Annotated in this window: 24 protein-coding genes; 7 read left to right on the plus strand and 17 right to left on the minus strand. The window is 58.5% G+C overall.

Annotation, left to right across the window (positions count from 1 at the left end; genetic code table 11):
* Positions 1-342: 342 nt before the first annotated feature.
* The 8 genes from WA928_RS10445 to dnaA form a co-directional block, all read right to left on the minus strand.
* Positions 343-960 carry a hypothetical protein gene (locus WA928_RS10445; protein WP_424303105.1) on the minus strand — a complete coding sequence of 206 codons (618 nt, stop codon included), beginning with the start codon at positions 958-960 and terminating at the stop codon, positions 343-345.
* A 69-nt stretch (positions 961-1,029) separates the two neighbouring features.
* On the minus strand, positions 1,030-2,319 hold the full coding sequence (locus WA928_RS10450; protein ID WP_424303108.1) for a hypothetical protein: 1,290 nt from the start codon (positions 2,317-2,319) through the stop codon (positions 1,030-1,032).
* 492 nt (positions 2,320-2,811) lie between these two features.
* Positions 2,812-3,726, minus strand: a complete 915-nt coding sequence (locus WA928_RS10455) for a hypothetical protein (protein WP_424303111.1) — start codon at positions 3,724-3,726, stop codon at positions 2,812-2,814.
* Between the two features lie 22 nt (positions 3,727-3,748).
* A complete protein-coding gene (locus WA928_RS10460) occupies positions 3,749-4,711 on the minus strand; it encodes a hypothetical protein (RefSeq protein WP_424303114.1) in 963 nt (320 codons plus the stop codon).
* A 248-nt stretch (positions 4,712-4,959) separates the two neighbouring features.
* The gene (locus WA928_RS10465; RefSeq protein ID WP_350381252.1) at positions 4,960-6,774 is read right to left on the minus strand and encodes an ATP-dependent nuclease; all 1,815 of its coding nucleotides are present in this window, start codon (positions 6,772-6,774) and stop codon (positions 4,960-4,962) included.
* A 185-nt stretch (positions 6,775-6,959) separates the two neighbouring features.
* Positions 6,960-9,413 carry a DNA topoisomerase (ATP-hydrolyzing) subunit B gene (gyrB, locus tag WA928_RS10470; protein ID WP_424303117.1) on the minus strand — a complete coding sequence of 818 codons (2,454 nt, stop codon included), beginning with the start codon at positions 9,411-9,413 and terminating at the stop codon, positions 6,960-6,962.
* A 38-nt stretch (positions 9,414-9,451) separates the two neighbouring features.
* A complete protein-coding gene (gene dnaN, locus WA928_RS10475; protein WP_350381248.1) occupies positions 9,452-10,561 on the minus strand; it encodes a DNA polymerase III subunit beta in 1,110 nt (369 codons plus the stop codon).
* A gap of 5 nt (positions 10,562-10,566) precedes the next feature.
* The gene (gene dnaA / locus WA928_RS10480) at positions 10,567-11,985 is read right to left on the minus strand and encodes a chromosomal replication initiator protein DnaA (protein ID WP_350381246.1); all 1,419 of its coding nucleotides are present in this window, start codon (positions 11,983-11,985) and stop codon (positions 10,567-10,569) included.
* A gap of 180 nt (positions 11,986-12,165) precedes the next feature.
* On the opposite strand from dnaA, the gene rpmH reads away from it, so the two are divergent.
* The 5 genes from rpmH to mnmE all read left to right on the plus strand — a co-directional run bounded on the left by rpmH (position 12,166) and on the right by mnmE (position 16,239).
* A complete protein-coding gene (gene rpmH, locus WA928_RS10485) occupies positions 12,166-12,300 on the plus strand; it encodes a 50S ribosomal protein L34 (RefSeq protein ID WP_043679136.1) in 135 nt (44 codons plus the stop codon).
* A gap of 48 nt (positions 12,301-12,348) precedes the next feature.
* The gene (rnpA, locus tag WA928_RS10490; protein ID WP_424303122.1) at positions 12,349-12,708 is read left to right on the plus strand and encodes a ribonuclease P protein component; all 360 of its coding nucleotides are present in this window, start codon (positions 12,349-12,351) and stop codon (positions 12,706-12,708) included.
* Positions 12,705-12,923 carry a membrane protein insertion efficiency factor YidD gene (gene yidD, locus WA928_RS10495; RefSeq protein WP_350381333.1) on the plus strand — a complete coding sequence of 73 codons (219 nt, stop codon included), beginning with the start codon at positions 12,705-12,707 and terminating at the stop codon, positions 12,921-12,923. The genes rnpA and yidD overlap by 4 nt, the downstream gene beginning before the upstream one ends.
* A gap of 102 nt (positions 12,924-13,025) precedes the next feature.
* Complete coding sequence (yidC, locus tag WA928_RS10500; protein WP_424303125.1) at positions 13,026-14,774, plus strand: membrane protein insertase YidC; 1,749 nt, start codon at positions 13,026-13,028, stop codon at positions 14,772-14,774.
* 4 nt (positions 14,775-14,778) lie between these two features.
* The gene (gene mnmE, locus WA928_RS10505; protein ID WP_424303128.1) at positions 14,779-16,239 is read left to right on the plus strand and encodes a tRNA uridine-5-carboxymethylaminomethyl(34) synthesis GTPase MnmE; all 1,461 of its coding nucleotides are present in this window, start codon (positions 14,779-14,781) and stop codon (positions 16,237-16,239) included.
* Positions 16,240-16,262: 23 nt separating this feature from the next.
* Here mnmE and WA928_RS10510 read toward each other — a convergent pair whose 3' ends face one another.
* Positions 16,263-16,556, minus strand: coding sequence for an antibiotic biosynthesis monooxygenase family protein (locus WA928_RS10510; RefSeq protein WP_417251297.1), 294 nt, complete (start codon positions 16,554-16,556; stop codon positions 16,263-16,265).
* 27 nt (positions 16,557-16,583) lie between these two features.
* On the minus strand, positions 16,584-17,699 hold the full coding sequence (locus WA928_RS10515) for an NAD(P)/FAD-dependent oxidoreductase (RefSeq protein WP_424303131.1): 1,116 nt from the start codon (positions 17,697-17,699) through the stop codon (positions 16,584-16,586).
* A gap of 90 nt (positions 17,700-17,789) precedes the next feature.
* Here WA928_RS10515 and WA928_RS10520 point away from each other — a divergent pair, with 90 nt between their 5' ends.
* Positions 17,790-18,275: a MarR family winged helix-turn-helix transcriptional regulator gene (locus WA928_RS10520; protein ID WP_350381238.1), complete on the plus strand. Its 486-nt coding sequence runs from the start codon at positions 17,790-17,792 to the stop codon at positions 18,273-18,275.
* A 117-nt stretch (positions 18,276-18,392) separates the two neighbouring features.
* Positions 18,393-18,818, plus strand: a complete 426-nt coding sequence (locus WA928_RS10525; RefSeq protein ID WP_424303136.1) for an organic hydroperoxide resistance protein — start codon at positions 18,393-18,395, stop codon at positions 18,816-18,818.
* 66 nt (positions 18,819-18,884) lie between these two features.
* On the opposite strand, the gene WA928_RS10530 is transcribed toward WA928_RS10525, so the two are convergent.
* The 7 genes from WA928_RS10530 to WA928_RS10560 form a co-directional block, all read right to left on the minus strand.
* On the minus strand, positions 18,885-20,054 hold the full coding sequence (locus tag WA928_RS10530) for a thiolase family protein (protein ID WP_424303139.1): 1,170 nt from the start codon (positions 20,052-20,054) through the stop codon (positions 18,885-18,887).
* Positions 20,055-20,085: 31 nt separating this feature from the next.
* Positions 20,086-20,865, minus strand: coding sequence for an enoyl-CoA hydratase-related protein (locus tag WA928_RS10535; protein WP_424303142.1), 780 nt, complete (start codon positions 20,863-20,865; stop codon positions 20,086-20,088).
* Between the two features lie 12 nt (positions 20,866-20,877).
* Positions 20,878-21,471: a TetR/AcrR family transcriptional regulator gene (locus WA928_RS10540; protein WP_424303145.1), complete on the minus strand. Its 594-nt coding sequence runs from the start codon at positions 21,469-21,471 to the stop codon at positions 20,878-20,880.
* A complete protein-coding gene (locus WA928_RS10545; protein WP_424303148.1) occupies positions 21,468-23,285 on the minus strand; it encodes an AMP-dependent synthetase/ligase in 1,818 nt (605 codons plus the stop codon). Before WA928_RS10545 ends, WA928_RS10540 begins: the two co-directional genes overlap by 4 nt.
* Positions 23,286-23,294: 9 nt before the next feature.
* Complete coding sequence (locus tag WA928_RS10550) at positions 23,295-24,128, minus strand: ABC transporter ATP-binding protein (protein ID WP_424303151.1); 834 nt, start codon at positions 24,126-24,128, stop codon at positions 23,295-23,297.
* Positions 24,129-24,134: 6 nt separating this feature from the next.
* A complete protein-coding gene (locus tag WA928_RS10555) occupies positions 24,135-25,289 on the minus strand; it encodes an ABC transporter substrate-binding protein (protein ID WP_424303470.1) in 1,155 nt (384 codons plus the stop codon).
* Between the two features lie 73 nt (positions 25,290-25,362).
* Complete coding sequence (locus WA928_RS10560) at positions 25,363-26,400, minus strand: branched-chain amino acid ABC transporter permease (RefSeq protein ID WP_424303154.1); 1,038 nt, start codon at positions 26,398-26,400, stop codon at positions 25,363-25,365.

The following is a 26,400-nucleotide window of genomic DNA, read 5'->3' on the forward strand; positions in this document are numbered from 1 at the left end:
CACCACCAGACCGTGGATCCCTAGGATAGAATCGATTGGGGACATCGGCATTGACTCCATTAAACGTGTTTCGTCGCAAAAACAAGTCTAATGAATGCCGGTGTCCCCCGTTAATGATGTAGAGCCCTTCGCCGGCATTGATGGGCCGTAGTGTTCCTTGGGCAATGTGTTCAAAGATCTCATCGATGGCCATCCTGCTAGTCGCGACGCGCCGGTTCACACTGTGCCTTGCCCGGGAAATGCTACACGTAGTAGGTTTCCTGGGCCGTGGTTCGGCTATGGCTTTCGGCGTTGTGCAGCACGCGGTTCACAGGTTAGTCCCTGGGCGCTACTTGTTGGGTTTCAGACGCCGGAGCCTTGAAGAAGTCGCTTACCATCCTTAGGAGGCAATGATCTGGCTATATCCTCGACTCGCGCGCGGAAAAGCCTGCTGAACTCCCCCAACACCCATTGGTAAGCGATCATGTGGCAGTGCATGTCGTCGTCGGTGACTTGTATGTCGTAGTAGGTCCTAGGGTGCGTTAATCGATTACGCGCATCCTTTGAACGAAGGAAATCCACAAAGCCCTCCCCGCTAGTGGTGAGCTGGTAGCTGTCAAGGCCCCATATTTTGGCTGCTAGGCGAAACGTCCGTTTGATATTAGCGTCAAGTGGCAATTGCTTATCAGTCCTTCTATCACCGATGACATGGAGCGAACCAAGAGTTTCTTTCTCTTTGTCGGTCAGGTCCGGGGTGAAGAGCTCTGTCCTAATGTTTGAGCGAACCTCAAGTTTGATCGTTTCAATGCAGGCCTCAATGAAAGAGAAGGTCGCTCGGACTACGAATCGCCTCAAGTACTGCGATTCAGAGTCGTTCTCCAGTGTCTCGTACGCCCGGTGGATATCGGACTGGAGTTCCTCAAGTAGGTCGTGGGCTCGAATGAACCCCTCGCCTTTATCGATTCTCGGAGAGCTTGGCATAGCCCCTAACGCCGCACTCTACGGAAAAATTGAAGCGTAGCGTAAATTTTGTCCGACAGCATCGTCTTGTTATAAGCTGGGCGCATATATGATGTCAGTGAAAGAATTTTGAACTATCCTCCAGTGACCATCGGATATAGACCGAGCAGAAGGATTATTTTCTAAGTCTTGGTGTATTGCACGTACCGAAACTTCTTTAAATTTCGTTTGATCATCGACTTCAAAACGCAGCTCTGCTATTACATGAGTAACCGCAGCAGCTTGGTCCTCTATACTCAATACTTTGAACGAAACCGGTACATGTTTGCTGAAATCTTGCCGTGCCATACCAGCTTTTTTTCCCTTAGGGGTATCGGTAAAGTATAAAAGGGCATCAGCGATAGGGCCAAATCGCTTATTGCACCAATGATCTAAAAAGACAGCTACTGCATGTTCAGGCGTATTTTCAGGTAGATTAGAAATATCTCCTTCAAATGGAAGATATGGAATGTTCTCAGATACTCTTGGCTTCCATTCTTCAATGGATTTTTTCATAAGGTTTGTTGCAGAGATTTGCTTAAATAACTGTTTCAAGCTAACCTCTTCTTTTGGCTTTGGCTGCTTTTTCCCATCATCAAGTGCTCCAGCCCAGTCTCTCGCTGCAAAGAGAGCAGCCCAGCACTTTGCTGCCACTACCTTATTATCAAAGGCCAGCTCTCGACCATGAAGAATTCCGTTTCTGTATGGAATGGATATTGCATCTTCATTCGTCTTATTTCTGCCTTTAGTGAGAATAGAAGCTAGTGTCTGAAGGCCTGACTCATGAGCTGCAATGCAATCCCAAGCTGTCAGATCGACATTCTCAGCAAAAAATCCTACATGCTTCGACACATCATTTACGAGACCGTCAAGTATGCTCAGCAATAGCGGAATACACGCGTGATATCTGCTAGCTAAGTAATCCTCTCTGGCCAATTCCACGAGCCTTATTCTTTTTCTAAACTCACGATTTCCATTAAATCGGAATAATCCCCACTTTAATGTTTCTTCGTCATACGAATCGGCAAGGAGTTTTTCCGCCGCATCCTTCCCTTCAATGTCATGAAGATTTATTGCTTTCTGCATTACTTCCATGTTCATGGATTCATATGCGATCCAACCTAAATTGGAAAAACGTTCATTGAACTGATCAGGCACCTTCAATAATTCTGCTTGGCTTTTAATGTTCTTGAATTCATTGAAGGCTTCTTCCATTTTAGGGAAGAGTCTTCGAGCAAACGGAAAAGCGTTGTATAGAGCCTCCAAGCTTTCAAATGCCTCGAACTGCTTTAACAGTTCTTCACTTGTTGGATTGTCAATAATCTTCCTTGGCTTACTCACAATGTTTCCTTGTGCTTATAACTGCTTCATTTAACAGGCTTGAACGGTCCGTTATGCACGGCGAAATACTGACTGTAAAGCCGCCCTGAATTTAGGGTTTGGAACAACCGCCGAATTATTAGGCTAATAAAAACCGTGAAATACGGCAGCGAAGACGATGTTATAACCGGGCTACCCTGCCATGGAAAAGTTGTCAGAGCAATACCGAATACAGGGAAGGAGTAGACGTCCGGAAATGGCCGAAGTTTGACGTTGGTCACCGTCGCAGTTCGATCCAAAGCTTCCGGATGATTGTTCGAATGATGCGGCCAGAGCCTAACGTTCAACGTGTCGCTAGGATCCACTCTAAAAAGATCTCGTCCGATGAGCAAGGCCAGTCAGCTCACTTTTTCAAGACGTTATACAGCTCTGACGATTTGTTGACGTTTAATTGGGGTGGCACCAAGTTATAGGGTGATCTGATAGGGTTCGTAATTTTAGTAAATTTAGTAATTATTTTGATTGGATTAGTGCATCTGATGCCATATCTGTATATTTTTTCATAAAAACAAAGAAAGAAATTATAACTTGAGATATGGAGACATTATATTCAAGCCGTACTGTATCTTTAATTTTATTTAAAATAATTTGAATGTCATCTATAGATTCAGCATCCCAGTAAAAAAACATTTCACCTTTCTTGGGATTAAATTTTTTTGAAAACTCTTCTATACTGAGATTTTCGGTTGCAAAGAATCTGTCATAAGAGATTCCTAACATCGGATTGGTGTCCTCATTAAGAAGTGAATGCTTTAATGCATTAGTAATCAAATTTATGGTTTTAAATAGAAGTAACGTGGATCTATCTAAAACAAGTTTTCCAACGTTAGTGTCTTTATTTTCTTTGCTTTTTTTTAATACACATCCAATGGATAGGTTTTCGTTATTTGTATGAATTTGTAATATAAATTCAACGGTTCTGCGTATTGCATACAAAAGGGAACTGGTCTCATTAATAACTACGAATACGTTATGATCAATAAGCCCTCTAACTCCCTTTGTAGTTGATACCTGCAAATCACTATATTTCCATATGATGGCCTGAACGCTGCGCAATACTCTGAATACTCTTAAGCAATCTAAACTATAACGCATTTGTGACATTGCGTGAGACATAAGAGTTACTTCTAGAGCTCTATAGTCATGAATCAGTTGATTGGCATAACTATTTTTATATCTGGTTTGATATGTGATCTCAAAATCAGAAAAACCTATCCCATGACCCTCGCTTGGGGGGTGTATGATGAGAGATTCTAAAAATTCGCTTTCGTAATCAATCATATTTGTTGCCAATGCTGGTGTTTGGTCCGTGAATGCTGCTGCGACTTTACAGTCGATTCCTTCATCATAGCGAATGACGCCGTGCATGGTACAAGTGGATGTTTTGTGTTTATGCAGGGGTCGGCTCTTCGACTTGGTGCACGAGCGGTTCATCTGCCAGGAGACTCATCTGCGGCTGATACAGCCCGCGGACCAGGATTTGCCGCAGTTCAACCAAACCTCCTCGCGTGACACCGGGGGACACGGCCTGCGCACCGATGATCGGCACGCCCAGCTTGTGCAGTTTGTCGCTCAGCGCTTTGGGGGAAGTCTCCAGTTGGCGGGCGAGTTCACTGACCACCTTGTAGCGTCCCATGAAATCGTGGACGGCGCGCATGCCGACCCGGTAGACTACCCGGCCTCGCGACTCTGCAGGCTCTCCGGCCAGAAAGCCTGACTTTACCCAGTGGCGGATGCTCTCAGACTTCCAGCCCGTGATGCGCGCCAGGTGTTCTGCGGTCATGAGTGTCACGGCCTGAGAGTTGCCGATGATGTGGGTGAGAGCCTCCTTGTCGAACAGAAGCTGACCGAGGTGGGTCACTTCGCCGGCGTTGATGGGCCGCAGTGTCCCCTGAGCAATGTGTTCGAAGACCTCATCGATGGCCATCCTGTTTGTTCCAATGCGCCGGTTGATGTCGTTCAGCGCGATCGTCTGCGTGGCGCTCGTACTCGGCTCGATCAGACCACACAGGAAAGATTCGACCGCCTGTACGTCGGCTAGGTCGTATGGCTTGTGGACATTCAAATCCCAGTCCGGTCGCGTTCGCTTGGGCAGCAGACCTACGCGGGTGAATTGCTTTAGAACCGATTCGTTGAGCCCGGTGCGCTTGAGTACCTCCAACTGATTGAGCGCTGTCCCCAGGTATTGCCTGAATGAGGCACATTGCTCCAGTGTCACAGTGTTGAAGGTGTTGGCCTTCAGGCCGCTGGCACCAGGCATGTTTGAGAGCATGGCCCGCAGGCGCTCGGACTTCACGCCTAGAGTTTTTGCCGCCTCGGTGATGCTCAGGTGGTGCGCGGGTGGCCCGTCCATGTATGCTGGTAGCAGGTGGTCAATCTAGAGGAGCAGTGCTACGGGATTCCTAATTTTGAATGTTTTCCTTGCACTGCTGGCTGCCGCCGCCTGCTGGGTTGCGATGCGTCCCGCGGGTAGGCCAAGCGCGCCCACCACCAAGATGAGGGGTGGCCGGCTCCGTCGGTGTAGCGCCACCCCTACCTCACGGTGGATCAAGCGGCGGTGAGATTGGGGGCCACCCCTGTAGGTCAACACTGGAGATTAGGCTACGCGGCACCCGAAGTGGGGCTTCTACGCAGTCCATCAAGCCAATCAAAACAGCATCCGATTTCGGGCATATCAGCCTTGATGGCCCGTGCGTCCATAGAGCCGATGGCAAGCTCCTGAGCCAAGATCGCTTCTTCGCCTTTCTCTGGATGACCAGAAACGTTCTCGATACAGCCGACCTTCCAGAGCCACAGGCTGTGCGCGCGCAACGTATCGTGCAAGTTGGTTGCGATCTCAGCGCCTTCTGGGTCCGCAGCAAAAATTGCCCAAGTATCTGCTGCCTGCCATCCGGTTTTGTCTTTCGTTGGGAGACCATTGCCACCCAGCGGAAATCCATGCTGAGTTTGCAGGCGTTGCAGTGCGGCTTTGCTGCGCTCGAGAGTAGCATCGTCTTTTGGGAGCATAGGCGTCAAGCCTTTGCGTGCTTCTGTGAAGGCGAAATCGAGGTCCGCAATGCCGCAAGCCTGAATGCCCATGGCGGCTAGTACCCGTAATGCTTTGGGGATGCCTGAACACGCCCTCATGGCAACGAAGGCAATCTGGTCAAGTTCAGGTTGCCGGCCACGCAGCCGTTCGTAGAGCAGTGGGAGCAGACGTATCTCTGTCTTCCCTTCACACAGCACTACAAGATCCGAGAAGTAGATTTCGGCCAGGTTTCCCAATTCGAACAAGGTTCGTGAGGGGGCCTCTGCTTCCTTCAGCGCAGCAGCGACGGCGTGCCGCAGAGGGATACGAGCTAACGTCCCATTCGTCTTGTCTTTATTCACGATCACTGCATCAGCAGCATTCTCTCTGCTCAACATGAGCGGCGAGTGCGTTGCGTAGACGACTTGAAAGCCCCTCTGTGATAAAGCTGCAAGTGCTTGCCGAAGTCGCCTGACTCCCTGCGGATGAAGATATAGCTCAGGTTCGTCGATAAGTAGAAGGCGGCGGGCGGCACCGGACTTCTCCGCAGTGTGTCGGTCAGCGAGATGTCGTATCAATGCCATTTGAATTGCCCGTTGAGCACCGGTGCCCAGCTGGTCGAATGTCCTCCGGTCGCCCGTGCTCATGTCGGTGATGTTCAAGCTACCAGCTTTGAAAAACTCCTTGATCTCGACTGTTTGCAGGCCCAACTCAATCGTGAGCCCCGGAAAAAAACTTCCGAGAGCCTCTGTCGCGCCTTTATCGAAAGTCTTCAGAAGTTCAGATCGCGACTCACCTTCTACACTGAGGATGCTCCGAACAGTCTGCATGGCTGCTGTCAGCTCGGCGTGTGCCTCAACGATAGGGCCCATGATCAGGTCTAACAGCGATTTCATCGTGCTGCCCGCCTTCGCCTTACCGAGGTCTTCTCCGAGGTCCTCCATTGCATCAATGCATAGTGCGTCCGGTAGTAAAGCCGAAACCGCCTGCGGTAACCCCGTTGGATAGGGCCTCCATGCTAGGGGGAGATCGTTGCCATGATAGGTTTCAAAATCGAAGACTTCACATGCGACCTTTTTGGTTCCGGGCTCGTTGGCGACAACGCGAATCCATATGGAACCGGACGTGCAGTAGGGCGCGATAGCCGCCCGGTGCTTTGGCTCCGGAATTAGTTCCAGGATCTCGTTGGTAATGCCATCGATTCGTGCGGTGACAACCACCGGCTCGCCGATTTTTGAAAAGTCAGATTCCGCTAGAGCGCTTGGTTTCAGTACCCAGGCGAGAGCAAACAGAATCGTCGATTTTCCAGCATTGTTCTGCCCGACAAGTGGGGTGAAGGACTCTATTGGCAGGCTTACATGCTGGCACGCCCGGAGGCCTACGATGTCAATAAAGCCGATCTTGTGCATTTCACCCTCCTATTGTGAACTAATGTTACACGCCCGACTGAGGGTTGCAGGGACTCACCACGCAATGGATAAGGCCTTTCCAGGCAAAAAAATGACCGCCAAATTAGGCGGTCATTCTCTCTGCTCCTATGAATGGCCAACTTTTCCCACAAAACTTGGCCATCTTTTCCGAAAACCAACAAAGCTCACACGTCAATATTCCCCGCCTGCAAGGCATGAGCCTCGATAAACGCACGCCTGGGCTCTACGTTATCCCCCATCAGCGTCACAAAAATCTCATCGGCGGCAATTGCGTCTTCGATCTGCACGCGCAGCAAGCGGCGTACGGTGGGGTCCATGGTGGTTTCCCACAGCTGGCTGGGGTTCATTTCGCCCAGGCCCTTGTAGCGCTGTTTGCTGATGCCGCGTTCGGCCTCGCTGCGCAGCCAGCGCATCACTTCGCGGAAGTCGGAGACGGACTTTTCTTTGGCCTTGTCGCCAGTGCCGCGACGCACCACGGCGCCTTCGCTGAGCAAGCCCATAAAGGTTTTTGCCGTGCGCGACAGGACGGCGTAGTCGCCACTGCGCACGAAGTTGCGGTCGAAGGTGCTGACGCGCAGGTTGCCAAAGTGCGGGCGGATGACGGCCAGGCGCCAGGCTTCTTCGATGTCATCGTACTGTGCTTCCACGTGCACGGCAGCGGGGTCTTCGGGGTCTTTCAGGGCTTTTTCCAGGGCGGCGGCGCTGTTGCGTGCGGCGGTTTCGTCCATCAGGCTGATGGCAACACCCTCGGCCATGGCGGACAAGGCCCCGGTATCCAGGATGCGGGACAGCCGTGCAATCACGTTATCGGCCAGCACGTATTGGCGGGCCAAGTCCATCAGTGCGTCGCCCTGGATCGGCTGGGCGTTGGCGCCGGGCACAAGCTCGGTGTCTTTCAGCGCCAGCTGCAACATAAACTGGGCTTCTTCGGCGTCGTCCTTGAGATAACGCTCTTCGCGGCCAACCTTGACCTTGTACAGCGGTGGCTGCGCAATATACACGTAGCCGCGCTCGATCAGGGAGGGCATCTGGCGATAGAACAGGGTAAGCAGCAGGGTGCGGATGTGCGCGCCGTCGACGTCGGCGTCAGTCATGATGATGATGCGGTGATAGCGCAGCTTGTCGACGTTGAAATCGGGCCCGATGCTGGTGCCCAGGGCGGTGATCAGGGTGGTGATCTGTTCGCTGGACAGCAGGCGGTCGAAGCGTGCTTTTTCTACGTTAAGCACCTTGCCGCGCAAAGGCAAAATAGCCTGAAACTTGCGGTCGCGGCCCTGCTTGGCAGAGCCACCGGCAGAGTCACCCTCAACGATGTAGAGCTCGCACAGGGCGGGGTCTTTCTCTTGGCAGTCGGCCAGCTTGCCGGGCAGGCCTGCACCCTCCAACACGCTCTTGCGGCGGGTCATTTCGCGGGCCTTGCGGGCGGCCTCGCGGGCGCGGGCGGCTTCAACGATCTTGCTGCACAGGGCGCGGGCGTCGTTGGGGTTTTCAAGCAGCCAGGTTTCCAGGGTGCGGCTGACAGCGTCTTCGACGGCGGGGCGCACTTCGCTGGAGACCAGCTTGTCTTTGGTCTGACTGCTGAACTTGGGCTCGGGCACTTTAACTGACAGCACGCAGGCCAGGCCTTCGCGCATGTCGTCGCCGGTGGTGTCCACCTTGGCCTTTTTGGCCAGATCGTTGTCGGCGATGTACTTGTTAAGCACGCGCGTCATGGCGGCCCGCAGGCCGGTTAAATGGGTGCCGCCGTCGCGCTGCGGGATGTTGTTGGTAAAGCACAGCACGGTTTCGGCGTAGCTGTCGTTCCATTGCATGGCAACTTCTACGCCACAGCGCGTGCCCCCTGCGTCAGACTCGGTGGAGACGGCAAAGATGTTTTCGTGCAAGGGCGTTTTGGTGCGGTTGATGTATTGCACAAAGCCTTTGACGCCGCCCAGAAACGCCAGGTTTTCGTCCTGGCCGGTGCGTTCGTCCACCAGGCGGATTTTTACACCGTTGTTAAGAAAGGACAGCTCGCGCAGGCGGCGCGCCAGGATATCGTAGGTGTATTCGATGTTGTTGAAGATTTCGGAGTCGGCCAGATACTGCACACGGGTGCCGGTGCGCTCTGTGGGGCCGGTGATGGCCAGCGGGGCCACGCGGTCGCCGCGGCGGAACTCCATCTCGTGTTCCTGGCCGTTGCGCCAGATGGTCAGGCGCAGCCACTCGGACAGCGCGTTGACGCAAGATACCCCCACGCCGTGCAGGCCGCCAGACACCTTGTACGAGTTTTGGTCGAACTTGCCGCCGGCGTGCAGCTCGGTCATGACGATTTCTGCCGCGCTGCGGTGTTGTTCGTCGTGCTTGTGGATGGCGGTGGGGATGCCCCGGCCATTATCGGTAACCGAGATGCTGTTGTCGGCATGGATGCAGACAACGATGTCGTCGCAATACCCTGCCAGGGCTTCGTCAATGGCGTTATCCACAACCTCGAAGACCATATGGTGCAGGCCGGTGCCATCGGAGGTGTCGCCGATGTACATGCCGGGGCGCTTGCGCACGGCCTCGAGGCCCTTGAGCATCTTGATCGAATCGGCACTGTAACCAGTGGCCGGCGTGTTGGGGGTAGTGGCTTCTGACATGAAAATCCTGTGTAAGTATCGGGCGGGCGCGGCGGCGATCAGATGCGCATCGGCATGACGACGTACTTGAATTCTTCGTCGTCGGGCACGGTGATCAGGACGGACGCATTGACGTCGGGTTGCACCGACCAGCAGATATCACCGGTTTTGACGTTGGCCAGGACGTCAAGCAGATAGGTGACATTGAAGGCCACGTCCAGTGACTCTTGTGCGTAGTCCACCTCGAGTTCTTCGCGGGCTTCTTCTTGCTCGGCGTTGGATGAGGAGATGCGCAGCAGGTTGTCTCCCAGCTGGATCCTGACGCCCTTGAGCTTGTCGGTGGTAAGGATAGCGGCACGCTGGAGGCTGGCTTGCAAGGCGTCGCGGGGGATCTGGACGTGGCGGGTGTAGCCCGTGGGGATCACCCGTTTGTAGTCTGGGAACTTGCCCTCGACCAGTTTGGAGATGAGCTCGATCTGGCCAAAGGTGAAGCGGATCTGGCCGGTGGCGAGATCGACCTGCACCGGGGTGTCGTCATCGGCCAGCAGACGTTGCATCTCGTGCACGGTTTTACGCGGGATGATGGCGTCCATCTGCGCGGTCAGGCCGTCTACAGTGGCACCGCTATGGGCCAGGCGGTGGCCATCGGTGGAGACGGCGCGCACGTGGCCGGGCTCGAGCACCAGCAGCAGGCCATTGAGGTAATAGCGGATGTCTTGCTGCGCCATCGAGAAGTGCACCTGATTGAACAGTTGCTTGAGCGCTTTTTGCGGCATCGAGAACGATGCATCCCATTGCTGGACTTGCGATACCGTGGGGTAGTCGGTGGCGCTGAGCGTTTGCAAGGCAAAACGGCTGCGGCCTGCCTGCACGGTCAGTTTGTTTTCGTCCAGCGACAGGCGAACATCACCGGATTCGGGCAGGGCGCGAAGAATATCCAGAAACTTGCGTGCCGCGACAGTAGTGGACTGCGTTTCGTCGCCCACGCCGAAGTCGGCCTGGGTGGTGATCTGTACTTCGAGATCATTGGCCAGGAAAGACACTTGCGAGCCATTTTTGCGGATCAGCACGTTGGCCAAAATGGGCAAGGTGTTGCGGCGTTCGACGATGCCGACCACGGTTGTCAGGGGCTTGAGCACAGCATCGCGGGTGGCTTGGATCAGTAGCATGTGTCTTATCCTTTGAGCGTTTGTTCGAGTACGTGAAGTGCGTGATTAAGTTCAGTTTGCTTGGCGCGCAAATCGGTGATTTTGCGCACGGCGTGTAATACAGTGGTGTGGTCGCGCCCACCAAAAAGGTCGCCGATTTCGGGCAGGCTTTTTTGTGTGAGCTCTTTGGCCAGATACATGGCGATCTGGCGGGGCACTGCAATATTGGCCGGCCGCCGTTTCGAGTACATATCGGCGACCTTGATTTTATAGAAATCTGCCACGGTCTTCTGGATGTTCTCGACGGTGATCTGGCTATTGGAGACCGACAGCAAATCCTTGAGTGCTTCTTTGCAGACTTCGACGGTCAGTACCTCGCGGCCGTGAAAGCGGGCGTAGGCGGATACCTTGCGCAAGGCGCCTTCAAGCTCGCGCACGTTGCTGCGCAGGTGCTTGGCGATAAAGAACGCCACTTCTTCGGGCATGGTGATGCCCTCGGTTTGCGCTTTACGCAGCAAAATGGCTACCCGCATTTCGAGCTCGGGTGGCTCGATGGCCACTGTAAGACCGGAATCAAACCGGGAGATCAGCCGGCTGTCGATGTTGGCGAGCTCTTTGGGGTAGGTATCCGAGGTAATGATGATTTGCTTGCGCTGCGCCACCATGGCCTCAAACGCATAGAAGAACTCTTCTTGCGTGCGGTTTTTGCCGGCAAAAAACTGAATATCGTCGATCAGCAGAAGATCCAGCGAGTGGTAATAGCGCTTGAAATCATCAAACGCCCGGCGCTGATATGCCTTGACCACATCAGAGACGTATTGGTCGGCATGCACATAGCGGATGCGCGGGCTGGTGCCACTGGCCAACAGAGCATTGCCGATGGCGTGGATCAGGTGGGTTTTGCCCAGGCCCACGCCACCGTACAGAAACAGCGGGTTGTAGGACACGCCCGGGTTTTCTGCCACCTGCATGGCGGCAGCACGCGCCAGCTGGTTGGCTTTACCGATCACGAAGTTATCGAACGTGAGATCGAGATTAAGCCGCGAACGGTCTTGCATGGCTTCGTCAGTAGCGGCATGCACGACGGAAGGCGGCGCAGCCGGGGTGGCCGTGTGGGCGCTTTGGTTGCTGACGCCCACCGGAGGCGTGCCGCTGGATGGCGCCGGCGAGCGGGGATTGCTTGCTGTGGGCCGGGCAGGGGCAGCCCCCAGCTCGAACTGAACCTGCACCGATTGGGAGAACCAGTCGCTGGCCAGGGATTCGAGGCGGGTAGAAAAGTTTTTGCGCACCCAATCCAGCTTGAAGCGATTGGGCGCAGCGACTCTCAGGATCGCCAGCTCTTCGTCGTAGTCGAGAGGAACCAGGGGTTTGATCCAGGCGCTGATTTGCTGAGGGGGAAGTTCCTGCTCCAGTTGCTGGAGACAGGCCTGCCAGAATTCATTCATAGATATCATCGTGCGAAACCTCGATTCTACCCTTTCCCGAGGCAAGTTATCCACAGGACGGGTGCCTGCGTTTGGATACAGCAGGGGATAACTACGCATGTGATTGACGAAGTGCTCAAAATTTGTTGAAATAGTGGGCTTTTCTGTATCTTTTACCACCCAAGCTCTTTTGGATTCGCCATGAAACGCACTTTTCAGCCTTCTGTAACCCGCCGCAAGCGCACTCACGGGTTTCGTGTCCGCATGAAGACGCGTGCGGGCCGTGCCGTCCTTAGCGCCCGCCGCGCCAAGGGCCGCAAGCGCCTGGCCGTCTAATTGCCTGTCGCGCACAGCCCTTTGCCGGGCATGTGCGACAGCGTTGCCATGCCTTCCGACTTTCCCTCGGCGGCCCGGCTGCATCGCCCCTCGGAATACACCGCAGCCTTAAAGGGCAGGCGTGTCGCTCGAGGGGCTTTGTTCGTTGTTTCCAGTTCGCGTAATACAGCGGCATCGCCGGCCCGGTTGGGCTTGGTGGTGCCCAAGCGATACGCGCCACTGGCGGTAACCCGAAACGCCATCAAGCGGGTCATCCGCGAGGCCTTCCGCATGCGGCGGGCCACGCTTCCCGAAGGTGATCTGGTGTTTCGTCTGGTTAATCGGCCACAGCTGGCCAGCCTGACACAGCTCAAGCGCCAGGTGCGTGCCGAAGCCGACCAGCTCCTCGACCGGATCGTCCGATGCTGATACGGTCTTTGTTTATTGCACCGATCCGCTTCTATCGGTATTTTTTAAGCCCGTGGGTGGGGCAGCAGTGCCGTTTTACGCCCACGTGCTCGGCCTACACCATCGAGGCCATCGAAACACATGGCGTGCTGCGCGGCATCTGGCTGGGCATGCGCCGCATCGCACGGTGTCATCCGGGTTGCCCCGGGGGACACGACCCCGTACCGCCAGCCTGACGGCTGATTGTGGGCCTTGTCGGCCCAAGATCAAGTTCTTGTCAGCCACCCTGCGTTAAACTGGTGGGCTTTTGCTCCGACCTCACTCGAATACAGGCGCCAATGGACATTCGACGCACCATCCTCTGGATGATTTTCTCTTTTTCGCTTCTGCTGTTGTGGAACAACTGGCAGATGTATCAGGGCCAGCCATCGCTGTTTTCTGTGGCGCCTCCGGCAACCGAGGCCAGCAAGACGGCGTCTGGCGCAGATGCACCCGCAGGCACGCCTGCCGGGCAAACAGGTGTGCCCACCGCTGCGGCGGGCAGCACCAGCGCGCCGGCCAACGTTCCGTCAGCCGATACCATTCCCCAGGGTCAGCCTGTGCACGTCAAAACCGATGTGTACGACCTCACCTTTGATACGCATGGGGCCCAGCTGGTACGCGCCGAGTTGCTGAAATACAAAAATCAGGACACCACCACCGGCATCCTGCCGTGGTTCAAGGGCTTGATGGGTAAAAAGCCTGGGCAAGATCCTGCGGAGTCCATGTTCCTGCTAAATAATCAGCCAGGCGACACCTATGTGGCGCAAACCGGCCTGGTGGGGGCTCCGCAAGGAGACAGCTATCCCACGCATCTCACCCCGTTTACGGTGGTGGGCGCGGGCCCGGTGGTCAAGGACAGCAAGACGCAGATCTCGTTTGAGGCGACATCCGGGCAAGTACGGGTGGTCAAAACCTTCACGTTGTCGCCGGATAGCTACGATATCCACGTGCGCAACGACGTCTACAACCTGGGCGATCAGCCGATCAACCCGTCTTTGTATTTGCAGCTGACGCGCGACGGCCACGAGCCGGCCAACACCACTGGGTTCTACAGCACCTTTACCGGCCCGGCCGTGTATTCGTCCGAGGATAAATTCCAGAAGATCTCCTTCGAGGACATCACCAAGCAAAAGGCCAGCTATACCCAAAAAGCCGATAACGGTTGGATCGGGATGGTGCAGCATTACTTTGCAACGGCCTGGGTGCCTCAGCAAGGTACCGTGCGCACCAACCAGGCGCTGGCACTGCCCGATGGCCTGTTTGCAATCCGCACCATCGAGTCCGTCGGCACGATTGCTCCGGGCCAGCACACCTCCGTCGATGCGCAGTTGTGGGTGGGTCCGCAAGACCAGCACGCAATGAGCACTGTGGCGCCGGGCCTGGATCTGGTTGTGGATTATGGCTGGGTCACCATCATCGCCAAGCCGATGTTCAAGTTCATGATCTGGCTGCATGGTCTGGTGGGCAACTGGGGCTGGACCATCGTTCTGCTGACGCTGCTCATCAAGCTGGTGTTCTACCCGCTGTCGGCGGCCAGCTATCGGTCGATGGCCAAGATGAAGCTGGTTGCGCCGCGCATGAAGCACCTGAAAGAAAAATTCGGTGACGACAAGGCCAAGATGAACGCGGCCATGATGGAGATGTACCGCACCGAGAAGATCAATCCGCTGGGCGGTTGTCTGCCCATGGTGGTGCAGATCCCGGTGTTCATCGCGCTGTACTGGGTGCTGCTGGGCAGCGTCGAGATGCGCGGTGCGCCGTGGATCCTCTGGATCCACGATCTCTCCATCAGCGATCCCTGGTTCATTCTGCCGGCATTCATGATGCTGACGATGTTCCTGCAGATCAAGCTCAACCCCACGCCGCCCGATCCCACCCAGGCCAGGATCATGATGATCATGCCCCTGGTGTTTGGCGGGATGATGTTCCTGTTTCCTGCGGGTCTGGTGCTGTACTGGTGCGTCAACAACACGGTGTCCATCATCCAGCAACGCGTCATCATGAGCCGCCTGGATAAAGAAAAGGCAGCGCTGGCGTCCAGCTGATGCCATGAGCGCATCATCCACCGACCCCATCATTGCCATCGCCACCGCCCCTGGGCGCGGGGGCATTGGCGTGATCCGGGTGTCGGGCCCCAGCCTGCAGGCCTGGGCCGGTGTTTTATGTGGGCAGGCACTCAAGCCCCGGCATGCGCACTATTTACCGTTTCGCACGCAAGACGGCGAGACCCTCGATGAAGGCCTTGCGCTGTTTTTTCCGGGTCCGCATTCGTACACCGGCGAAGACGTACTCGAACTTCAGGGCCATGGCGGCCCTGCGGTGCTGCGCCGGGTGCTTGAAGACTGCCTGGCACGAGGCACGGACATCGGGCTGCGTCTGGCCCAGCCGGGCGAATTTACCCAAAGAGCTTTTCTAAACGACCGCCTGGACCTTGCTCAGGCCGAAGCCGTGGCCGATCTGATCGAAGCCAGCTCGACGGCGGCTGCCCGCAGTGCCATGGCCTCGCTCTCGGGGGTGTTCTCTGCCGAAATCCAGGCCCTGAGCGAGCGCATTGTGCAGCTGCGCATGCTGGTTGAGGCCACACTGGATTTTCCTGAAGAAGAAATCGACTTTCTTGAAACCTATCAGGCGGCCGCCCGCCTGGATGGGATCCGCACGGCGCTGGACGAGGTGCTGAACACGGCGCGCCAGGGCCTGGTGCTGCGCGAAGGCCTGCACGTGGTGCTGGCCGGCCAGCCCAATGTGGGTAAATCCAGTTTGCTCAATGCCCTGGCGGGCGAAGACGTGGCCATCGTGACACCCATTGCGGGCACCACGCGGGACCGCGTGATCCAGCAGGTTCATATCGATGGCATCCCGCTGCACATCGTGGATACGGCGGGTTTGCGTGAAACCGAAGACACCGTCGAGCGCATCGGCATCGAGCGCAGCTGGGCCGAAATTGGCCGCGCACAAGTGATTGTGCACCTGCAGGATGCACGCCATCCCGACGACCCCCTGGATGTGGAAATCGTCAAACGGTTGCCGGCCGGCACGCCTGTGCTGCGGGTGCTGAACAAGGCTGATCTGCTGGCTGCCGGGGCAAAGGGGCTGGGCGCGCAAGGTCTTGGTGTGCATGGTGCGCCAGAAGATCAGCCTGGCGCATACCTGCCTGAACCGCCTGCACCCGCAGGGGCCACGTCTGCGGCCCCTGCGGTGCAGCTGCTGCAGGTCTCGGCCAAAACCGGCCTGGGGCTGGATGCCCTGCGTGCCCGCCTGCTGGAGATTGCCGGCTGGACACCCGGGGCAGAGTCGCCCTGGCTGGCCCGCGAGCGCCATGTTCGGGCACTGGAGCAGGCCCGCGAACACCTGCAACTGGCCAATGAACACGCATCGCACAGCGACCAAGTACTGGATCTGTTTGCCGAAGAACTGCGCCTGGCCCACGAAAGCCTGTGCGAGATCACGGGCCAATTTACCAGCGATGATCTTCTGGGCGAGATCTTCTCGCGGTTTTGCATCGGGAAGTAAACCGATGCCCGGGGTGTGCAGGTTTACTCGCCCACCACCTGGGTGTGCACAACTTCGGGGGGCTTGGCAAAAAAGCCACCCACAATGCCGCGCCAGGCTTGGAAATCTTCGGATTCGCGGAAATGCGTCATGTGGTCTTCCAGTGTTTGCCAGTGGATTTGCAGCACGTATTGATCGGGGTTCTCGATGACGTGGTGCAGCTCGAGGCGATGAAAGCCGCGTGCGCGCTGAAACAAGGGCAGGGCCTTTTGTACGCCGGCTTCAAAATCAGCCTGTGCGCCGGGTTTGACGGTGATGTGCGCCATTTCGCGGATCATATCGGTTTCCTGTGTTTAAGAAGTAAATCAAGCCTTGATTATGCGCTGTACCACGTGATCTGCAATGGCCAGGCAAGAAGTTAGTCCAGGGGACTCAATCCCGTAAAGATTGACCAGGCCGTTTATCCCATGGGTGTCTGGGCTCTGGATTACAAAATCGGGCTCTTCACCATCTGCCGGTATCAGTTTGGGCCGGATGCCCGAGTAGCTGGGGTGCAGGGCATTGTCGGGCAGGGCTGGCCAGTAGCGCCGGATTGCTGCGTAGAAGTTCTCGGCACGTCTGGGGTCGACGGTGTAATCCAGTGTGTCCACCCACTCCACGTCCGGGCCAAAGCGTGCCTGGCCGGCCAAGTCGATTGTCAGGTGCACGCCCAGGCCGCCGGGCTCGGGGATGGGGTAGATCAGATGTGTAAAGGGTGAGCGCCCTGACAAGGCATAGTAGTTGCCCTTGGCATACCGGCCTGTGGGAATGCTGCCGGATGGCACCCCCTCGATGGCGGTGGCCACGGCTTGTGCCTGCAGGCCCGCGCAATTGATCACATGGCGCGCAGCAATATCCATGGGCTCCGCCCCGCCGATGTGCAGCACGATGGGGGCCTTGCCTGTCGTGATGCGGCCGCCCAGCACGGGGGATTGCAGTGCCAGCAAACCGCCAGCGGTTTCAAGGTCGCCCAGCAAGGCAAGCATCAGGCCGTGGCTGTCGATAATGCCGGTTGAGGGTGACTCCAGGGCCGCCACACAGCGCAATGCTGGTTCTCTGGACTGTGCCTCGTCTTGCCCAAGCCAACGCAAATTGTGCACCCCGTTGGCCTGAGCCGCCTGCTGCAGTGTCCGTAGACGATCAGTTTGTGCTGGTTGGGTGGCCACAATCAGCTTGCCGCATCGCTGGTGATCCACCCTGTGCTGCGTGCAGTAGTCGTACAGCATTTCGCGGCCTCGCACGCACAGCTGTGCTTTTAGCGACCCCTTTGGGTAGTAGATCCCGGCGTGGATGACTTCGCTGTTGCGCGAGCTGGTGATGCTGCCGATGGCGGATTCGGCTTCAAGCACGAGGGTTTCAAGCCCGGCCTGAGCGCAGGCCCGCGCGGTGGCCAGGCCAACCACGCCGGCGCCAATGACGACGCAATCCAGGGTTTCAGTCATGGGGTGGTTCGAGCAGTGCGGAAATCGCCATTCTAAGGCACCTGAAATTAATCGTTTGCTATTAAATAGTGCGCGATGTAATATTGAGACATGGATAAACAGCTTACCGCGGCATCATCTGCCGTTTCCCGCCCTCTCAGCCTGGATGCCCAGCTGTGCTTTGCCCTGTATTCGGCGCAGCTGGCCATGGGCAAAATCTACCGGCAACAACTGGCAGTGCTGGGCCTCACATATCCCCAGTATCTGGTGATGCTGGTGCTCTGGGAAACCGATGGCCTGACGGTGTCTGCGCTTGGTGATCGCCTGTATCTGGATTCGGCCACGCTCACCCCGCTGCTCAAGCGCTTGCAAAGTCTCGGCCTGCTGGGCCGCAACCGAAGCCGGGCAGATCAACGCCAGGTGCTGGTGTCGCTTACGCCGGCGGGCCGGGCGCTGCAAAGGCAGGCTCAGGCCATCCCGCACGGGGTGTTGTGTGCCACCGGATGCAGCCCGGATCAAGCTCATATGCTGAAGTCCACCCTCGAAAACCTGCGTGCGCATCTGTTGCACGCTGCCGAAAACCCGGCCGTGCAATAACGCGCGCTTCGGCCGGCCCCGGGGCCGGCCGGATGTGCCGGATGCAAGGTCATCAGAAAAGTAGTCGCTTGTGGTGCCGGCGCTTTTCTTTAGAACCGCACCACCAGGAGTTCAACCATGACAGTCGAAAACGTTCTCTATACCGCACATGCAACTGCCACGGGCGGCCGCGATGGCTCCGCCAAGTCTTCAGATGGCCGCCTGGATGTCAAACTGTCTGTACCTAAAGAGATTGGCGGTGATTCTGGCCCCGGCACTAATCCAGAGCAACTGTTTGCTGCCGGGTATTCAGCCTGCTTCCTGGGCGCTCTTAAATTGGTGGCCGGCAAAGAAAACGTCAAGCTGCCCGCTGACACGCAAATTGCTGGTTCGGTGGGTATTGGCCCCATCCCCACGGGGTTTGGCCTGGCGGTCGAGCTCAAGATCTCGGCACCAGGCGTTGACCACGCCAAGCTGGAGGATCTGGTGCAAAAAGCTCACATCGTGTGCCCGTACTCCAACGCCACGCGCAATAACATCAATGTCAAACTGACAGTGGCGTAAGGCTTTGGCTGGGGTGCGCCGCCTTGCTGCAGGCGATGCACCCCCGAAGGTTCTTGCAGGCGCGCCTTATAACCGCTCGATGATTGTGGCCGTGGCCATGCCATGGCCTATGCACATCAGTTGCAGGCCGAGCGTGCCGTCGGTGGCCTCCAGGCCGCACAGCATCTTACCCATCAGCCCGGCACCCGTGGCGCCCAGGGGATGACCATGGGCGATAGCACCGCCCCAGGGGTTGGCCTTCTCCAGGCCTTCAGGAAATGCCTGACCCCAGGCCAGCACCACGCTGGCGAATGCTTCGTTGATTTCGATCCAGTCCAGATCGCGGACGGTCAACCCGCTGCGCCGCAGCGCTTCGTGCGTGGCTGGGATGACGCCGTCGAGTTGCATGATGGGGTCTGAGCCGATGGCAATCCGGGCACGGAAGCGAGCCCGAGGGCGCAGGCCGTCGCGCCGGGCTTGATCGCGGTCACCGACCAGAACCAGCGCGGCTCCGTCGGCAATTTGGCTGGCATTGGCGGCAGTAATCCGGCCTTTGCCGACTGGCCGAAACACCGGTTTCATGGTCGCCATGCGGGCTTGGTCGGTGGTGGAGCGAATGCCTTCGTCGCGATCCAGCACAAGTGGCTGGCCATCCGCGCTTATGCCGGGCCAGGAAATTAGTTCGGCGTGATGCCCCGCCTGGGCCGCCGCCCAGGCGCGCGCATGGCTGGCTCGGGCATAGTCGTCCAGCGCCTGGCGATCGAGGCGCCAGTGTTCGGCGATCCGCTCGGCGCTTTCAACCTGGTGGATCAGCGGATAGCGGGCCAGCAAATCGGGGTTCAGGCCATCGAAACCGGCAAAATCGTCGCGGCCCAGGGTCAGGTCGGTGAACATGGGCACGCGCGACATGCTTTCGACGCCGCCGGCCAGGATGTAATGGGCATCGCCGGCTGCCACGGCTTGAGCGGCGAAGTGCACGGCCTGCTGGCTGGAACCGCACATGCGATTGAGGGTAACGCCGGGCACCTGTTCGCCCAGGCTGGAAAGCAGGGCGGCCTGCCGGGCGATGTTGGCGCCTTGTTCGCCGGCCTGGCTGACGCAGCCGGCGATCAGGTCATCGATGTGTGCAGCGGGCTGGCGCTGATGCATTTGGTTGATCAGTGCCGCCAACAGGGCGTCGGGACGCGTGTTGCGCAGGGCACCCAGGCGGCGCCCGAACGGGCTGCGGATGGCATCGATGAGGACGGCTTCTGACATGAGGTTTCCTGGTTGTGAGTTGGCGCCGGCGCTAGTGGCCGTTGAAGACCGGCGATCGCTTTTCGAGAAAAGCATCAAGGCCTTCATGTAAATCATGCGTTTTGACGCCGGCCAGAAAAGCAGCGCGCTCGGCGTCGAGCTGGCCCTCGAGGCTGCGCGACAAGGAAGCGCGCAACAAGGCCTTGGTGCGGCCCAGGGCATCGGTGGGGCCGTCGGCCAGCTGTTGCAGCAAGGCGTCGGCCTGGGTTTGCAGCTCGGCGGCTGGGACGATGCGATTGACGAGGGAAAGCTGCAGGGCTTGCCGGGCATCCAGTGGCTCGCACAGCAGGGCCAGTTCCATCGCCTTGCGCAAGCCGACGATGCGCGGCAGGTGCCAGGTGGCCGAGGCGTCCGGGCTGGCGCCGATGCGTGCATAGGCCAGATCGAAGCGGGCGTCGTCGGCGGCAATGGCCAGATCAGCCGCCAGCAGGATGCTTAGGCCCGCGCCGGCGACGGCGCCGTGGGCGCAGGCCAGCACGGGAACGGGCAGGCGGGCCAGGGCCGATAGAGCGGCGTGCAAGGGATCGATGAGGTCAGGGCCGATGGCATCCGGCGCCGCACGGATGGCGCTGACGTCGCCGCCCGCCATGAAGGCGCGCCCCGCCCCGCGCAGCATCACTGCGCGGACCTGCGGGGTATTGGCGATGCGGGTGATGGCGTCGTGGAATGCATGGGCGCCAGCGCCGTCGATGGCATTCAAGGCTTTGGGGCGGTCGAAAGTAATGCGGGCGCATGCCCCCTGGATGTCGAGCCGGATGGAAGAAGCGGGCATAGTCGTCGGGCCTCAGTGATGGGGTTGTAGATCCGGCAGCGCAGCCTGCAGAAGCTGCTGGATGAAGGCTTCGGGCGACAGACGGCCATCGGGCCGATACCAGCGTACGGTCGAGTTGATGCCGGCCAGCAGGTATTTGCGCAGGATGACTGGGTCGCCCCGGGCCAGGCCGTGGGCCACCGCTTCGTCGATGACTTGATGCCAGAGCTGTTCGTAGGCCTCGCTGAGTGCGCGGATTGGTTCGCGCGCCTCGGGTGACAGGCTGCGCCATTCGTAGATCATGGCGTGCATGGCGTCGCCGCCCACGCCGCTGATGATGCTGTGCATGTGCAGGTGCAACATGCCTTCCAGCCGCTGGGCGGGGTCGTGGTTGTGGGCCAGCAAGGCGCGGGCCTCGTCGATGACGGACTGGATGCCGTTGGCCATGACGGCTACAAGGATTTCTTCCTTGCTGCGGAAGTGATGAAACAGACTGCCCGATTTCAGGCCAACCGCGTCGGCCAATTCGCGTACGGTGGTGCGTTCGTAACCATGCTGATGGAATAGGCGGCCGGCCTTCAGGATGATCCGGGTGCGTGTATCGGTTTCGATCGGGGCGGATTTCATGCGTACAAGGCCTCGATCTGCTCGGTGTACAGGTGATAGATGCTGGCGCGGCGGACCTTCATGGTGGCCGTGACCTCGCCGTCGTCATGGTCGAGCTCTTTGGTCAGGAGATGAAAACGCTTGATCTGGGCGACAGACGCGAGGTTGGCGTTGGAACGGTCGATTTCGGCCTGGATCAGTCCCAGGACGGCGGGGTGTTCGGCCAGGGAACGGAAGTGCGTAAAGGCCAGGCCCTGGGTTTCCGCCCATTTGGCCACTGTGTCGAATTCGATCTGGATCAGGGCGGTGACGTATTTGCGGCCGTCGGCGATGACGATGCATTCCTTGACATAGGGGCTGGACTTGGCCGCGTTCTCGATTTCCGTGGGCGTCAGGTTTTTTCCACCCGAAGTGATCATGATGTCTTTGAGGCGATCCAGGATGCGCAGCATGCCGGCTTCTTCGGCGGCCACGTCGCCGGTGCGCAGCCAGCCGTCCTGCAGCGCGACGCGCGATTGTTCGGGGTCTTTGTAGTAGCCCTCGAAGACCATGTCGCCGCGGATCAATAGCTCGCCGGCCTCACCCAAGCGGTGCTCCACCCCCAGGATTGGTTCGCCGGCGGTGCCGGGCACGATGCGGTCGGGGTGCTGGCCCAGGATCATGCCGGTGCTTTCGGTCAGGCCGTAGACCTCGACCAGCGGGACGCCCAGCGTGCGGAAATACTGCAGGACACTTTGCGGAATGGGTGCGGCACCGGTTAGGGCGATACGTGTCTGGCGCAGGCCAATGAAGTTGCGCAGCGCGCGCAGGATCAGTAGATACCAGAAAGCGTAGATGCAGCGTTGCCTTAGGGTGCGCTGGCGCGCCGACTGCCAGGCAAAGGGCGTGCAGGCCCGCAGGGCGCGCTGGTAAAGGGCACGCGACCAGGGCCGGGCCTCGAGCATTTTGATGGTGATGGCGGCGTGCAGTTTTTCCCAGATACGCGGCACGCCCAGGAACAGGGTGGGCGCGACTTCGCGCAAGTCTTCCTGGATGGTGCGCAGGGATTCGCCAAAATTGATCTGGGCTCCAGTGTAGATGGGCACGAAGGTGGTGAGCATCTGCTCGGCCACATGGCACAGCGGCAGGTATGACAGGTGCCGCTCGCCGGCGCCCAGGCCCAGCCTGTCGATGATGCCGGGGGCCACGGCACGCATATTGCGATATGAAATCATGGCACCCTTGGGTTTGCCGGTGGAGCCCGAGGTATAGATCATCAGGCCGATGTCTTCCAGCCGCTGGCGGGCCAGCGCCGCCTCGATGCGGCCCGGATCGGCGGCGAAGCGGCGTGCACCCTCGGATTCGAGTTCGGTGTAAGGCGTGATCAGTGCGCGGTCTTCGGGTGCGAAATTGCGCAGCCCTTTGGTTTCGATGACCACGATGCGTTTCAGGTCGGGCAGCTGCGCCCGGCATTCCAGGACCTTGTCGACCTGTTCCTGGTCTTCGCAGATGACGATGGACACGTCCGCATGCCGCAGCACATAGCCGATTTCGGCGGCGGGGCTGGTGGAGTACAGGCCCACGGCCACGGCGCCGATGGCGCCGGCGCCCATCTGGCTCAGCACCCATTCGATGCGGTTTTCCGACAGGATGCCCACATGGCCGCCGGCGGGCAGGCCGAGTGCCTCCAGGCCCAGGCCGAGGTGACAGGATCGCGTCCAGTATTGGCGCCAGGAGCATGGCTGCCAGATGCCGAAATCTTTTTGCCGGATGGCGACGCGGTTCGGGATGCGGGCCGCCTGCTCGCGCAGCATCTGCGGCAGGGTGAGAGCAGGAAGTTCCAGGGGCATAGTCATGAGCGTTTGTCAGGAAAGCCAGCGCTTTCTGCGCTTGTAGTGCTTGAGGTCACGGAAGCTGCGGGCCTCGCCGGCGCCGCCCACCCCCAGGTAGAATTCCTGCACGTCCGGGTTGCCGGCCAGCTGCTCGGCCGGACCATCGATGACGACCTTGCCGGATTCCATGATGTAGCCGTAGTCGGAGATCGCCAGCGCGACAGAGGCGTTCTGTTCGACCAGCAGCATAGCCGTGCCCTGTTCGGCGTTGATGCGCGCGATGATGGTGAAAATGTCCTCGACCAGCATGGGCGATAGCCCCAGCGAGGGTTCATCGAGCAGCATCAGTGCGGGGCGGGCCAGCAGCGCCCGGCCGATGGCCAGCATCTGTTGCTCGCCACCGGACAGATAGCCCGCCAGGCTGCGGCGGCGTTCGTGCAGGCGGGGGAAATATTCGTAGACCAGGCTAAATGCCTGGTGCGCCCCGCGCCGTCCAGGCAGGGCGTAAGTGGCGGCGATGAGGTTTTCCTCGACACTTAGATCCTCAAAGACGCGGCGGCCCTCCATGACGTGGCTGATGCCGGCATGCACCAGCGCCTGGGGCTGCAGAGCTGCCGTATCCTGTTGCGCGAAGGTGATCCGCCCTTTGACGAGCGCGCCGTCTTCCAGTTCGAGCAGGCGCGAGATTGCCTTGAGGGTTGTGGTCTTGCCGGCGCCGTTACTGCCCAGCAGGGCGACCACCTGCCCGGGCGGCACGGCCAGCGACAGGCCCCGCAGCACCTGGACCGCCTTGTTGTAGACCACCTCGATATTCTGGATATCGAGGAGGGGTGCGGTGTTGGCGGGAGGTGTAGTGAGCGGGGCCATGGCGGTTCAGTCCAGGACGATCCAGTCTGAGGCCGGTACCATTTTTTTCTGACTGACATCGGCGCGATAGATGCGGCCATAGGGCAGGGAGTTACCCTTCACGCTGATGGGCACTCCGATGATGCCGCCGGTGTCGAAGTTCTGGATGGATTCCAGACTGGCCTTGAGATTGGGTGTCGTCAGCGGCTTGTCGGCGGCCAGGGTGCGTTTGGCCGCTTCGGTCAGCAGCATGGCGGACAGGAAACCTTGCATGTAGGCGGTGCTTTGGTATTCCGGACGCAGTTCACGGATTTTTTTCAGCATCGGTGCGTCGGGCGCGTCATCGTAGTAGTAGCGAAACGGCATGACCCCCATGAAGCCGTCGGCGTTCTCGCCCATTTTCATGACGGTGGAATTGTCCATGGTCCAGAAGGTGCCCATGTACTTGGTCTTCAGGCCCATTTGACGGCCTTGCGAAATGAATTCGGGGATGGGCGCCAGGACGTAGCCGTGAAAGATGGTGTAGTCGGGGTTGGCTCGGCGCAGTTTGAGTGCTTCGGTCGAGACGTCCACGCTGCCCGGCGGTGTCATGATGGTGGCAGCCACTTTTAACCCCAGCGCTTCGGCGGCAGCGGTGGATTTTTCGATTGGGTCGCGGCCGAATTCAGTGTCCGAATAGACGAAGGCGACCTTGGCACCGGGCTTTTCCTGGGCGATGTAGCGCAGCAGGATGCCGAACATTTCGGTGTAGTCCGGGCCAACCAGGAACTGCGCCGGAAAGGTTTCGGGATTGTTGATTTCCGAAGCAAAGGACGCGCCGGTCATCAGGATGTTGCCCAAACGGTTGAGCTCGGGATTGATGGTCTTGGAAAACCCGGTCGAGTCACCGTAGTAAAGGTGGACTTCGTTTTGGCTCGTGATTTTTTTGAAGGCGGCTACGGACACATCCACCTTGTAGGCCGTGTCCTCGGGGACGTAACGGACTTGGCGGCCTTCGATGCCGCCGGCTTCGTTGAGTATTTTGATGTAGTCGCCCATGCCTGCGTGGATGCCCACGCCGGCGAAAGCGAAGACTCCGCTCATGGGGATGGAGCCGCCGATGACGATGTCGGACTTGTCCTGGGCGTGGGCGGCCGTGCCCAGGGCAAGCCCGGCGGCCAAGGAAAGTGGCAGGGCCCACATGCGGGCCAGCCGTGCGAGAGGGGAACCGTGTTTCATGCTGCCTCCTGGTGTCATAAAGAAGGGACCGGTACGGCTAGGTCCGAAAGGGCCATAGGTGAAAGAAACGGCGCACGCGCCGCCAGATCTCGGCCAGGCCCTGCGGCTCGAAAATCAGGAAAAAGATGATTAGTCCACCGAACACGATAATGCGCACGGGCGACACATAGCGCAGGGTATCGCCCTCGATCGGCAGCCAGGTGACGGCAATGCGCAGGATTTCCGGCACCATCGTCATGAACAAGGCCCCCAGGATGGCGCCTAGGATCGATCCCATGCCGCCGACAATGATGGTGGCGAGAAAGAAGATGGACAGAATCAGGGGGAAGCTTTCGGGGGTGATGACGCGAAAGAAATAGGCCCACAGACCGCCGGCCACACCGGCGTAAAACGAGGACAGGCCAAAAGACATGAGTTTGTAGCGCAGCAGCGGGATGCCCAGCACCTCGGCGGAGATGTCGCGGTCGCGGATGGCGATGAAGGCCCGGCCGGTGCGCGTGCGAAACAGGTTGGCCGCACCCAGCACCATCAGGCAGGTTAGCGGCACGATGAGCCAGTAAATCCGGAACGAGGTGTCCAGGGGTAGGCCGGCCAGCGTGGGAGGGGGGATGGTCAGGCCGCCGGGGCCGCCGGTGTAGTCAAAATTGGAGAACAGGAATTGCGCGATGAAGGTGGCGGCAATGGTAACGATGGCCAGGTACAGGCCTTTGACCCGCAGCGAAGGGATACCGACGACCACGCCACCTGCCATGGCCACAGTGCCAGCCAGGACAAGATTTAGCAGCACGGGGGTGCCGAGGTCGCGTTCGAGGATAGCGACCGTGTAGGCGCCCAGCCCCATGAATGCCGCCTGCCCCAGGCTGACCAGACCGGTGTAGCCGGTGAGGATGTTCAGGCCGGTGGCGCTGGCCGTATGGATGGCGACCAGGCAGGCCAGATACAGCCAGTAGTCGTTGGCCAAAAATGGAAAGACAGCCAGGGTGGCCAGCAGGATGGCCAGCCAGACGTGCTGCGTGTTCGTGTCGAACAGGGCTTCGTCTGCACGGTAGCTTTCGCGGGCGGTGCCGATGCGCAT

This window comes from Castellaniella sp. (genome assembly GCF_049651205.1).
In the GTDB taxonomy this organism is placed as follows: Bacteria; Pseudomonadota; Gammaproteobacteria; order Burkholderiales; family Burkholderiaceae_B; genus Castellaniella.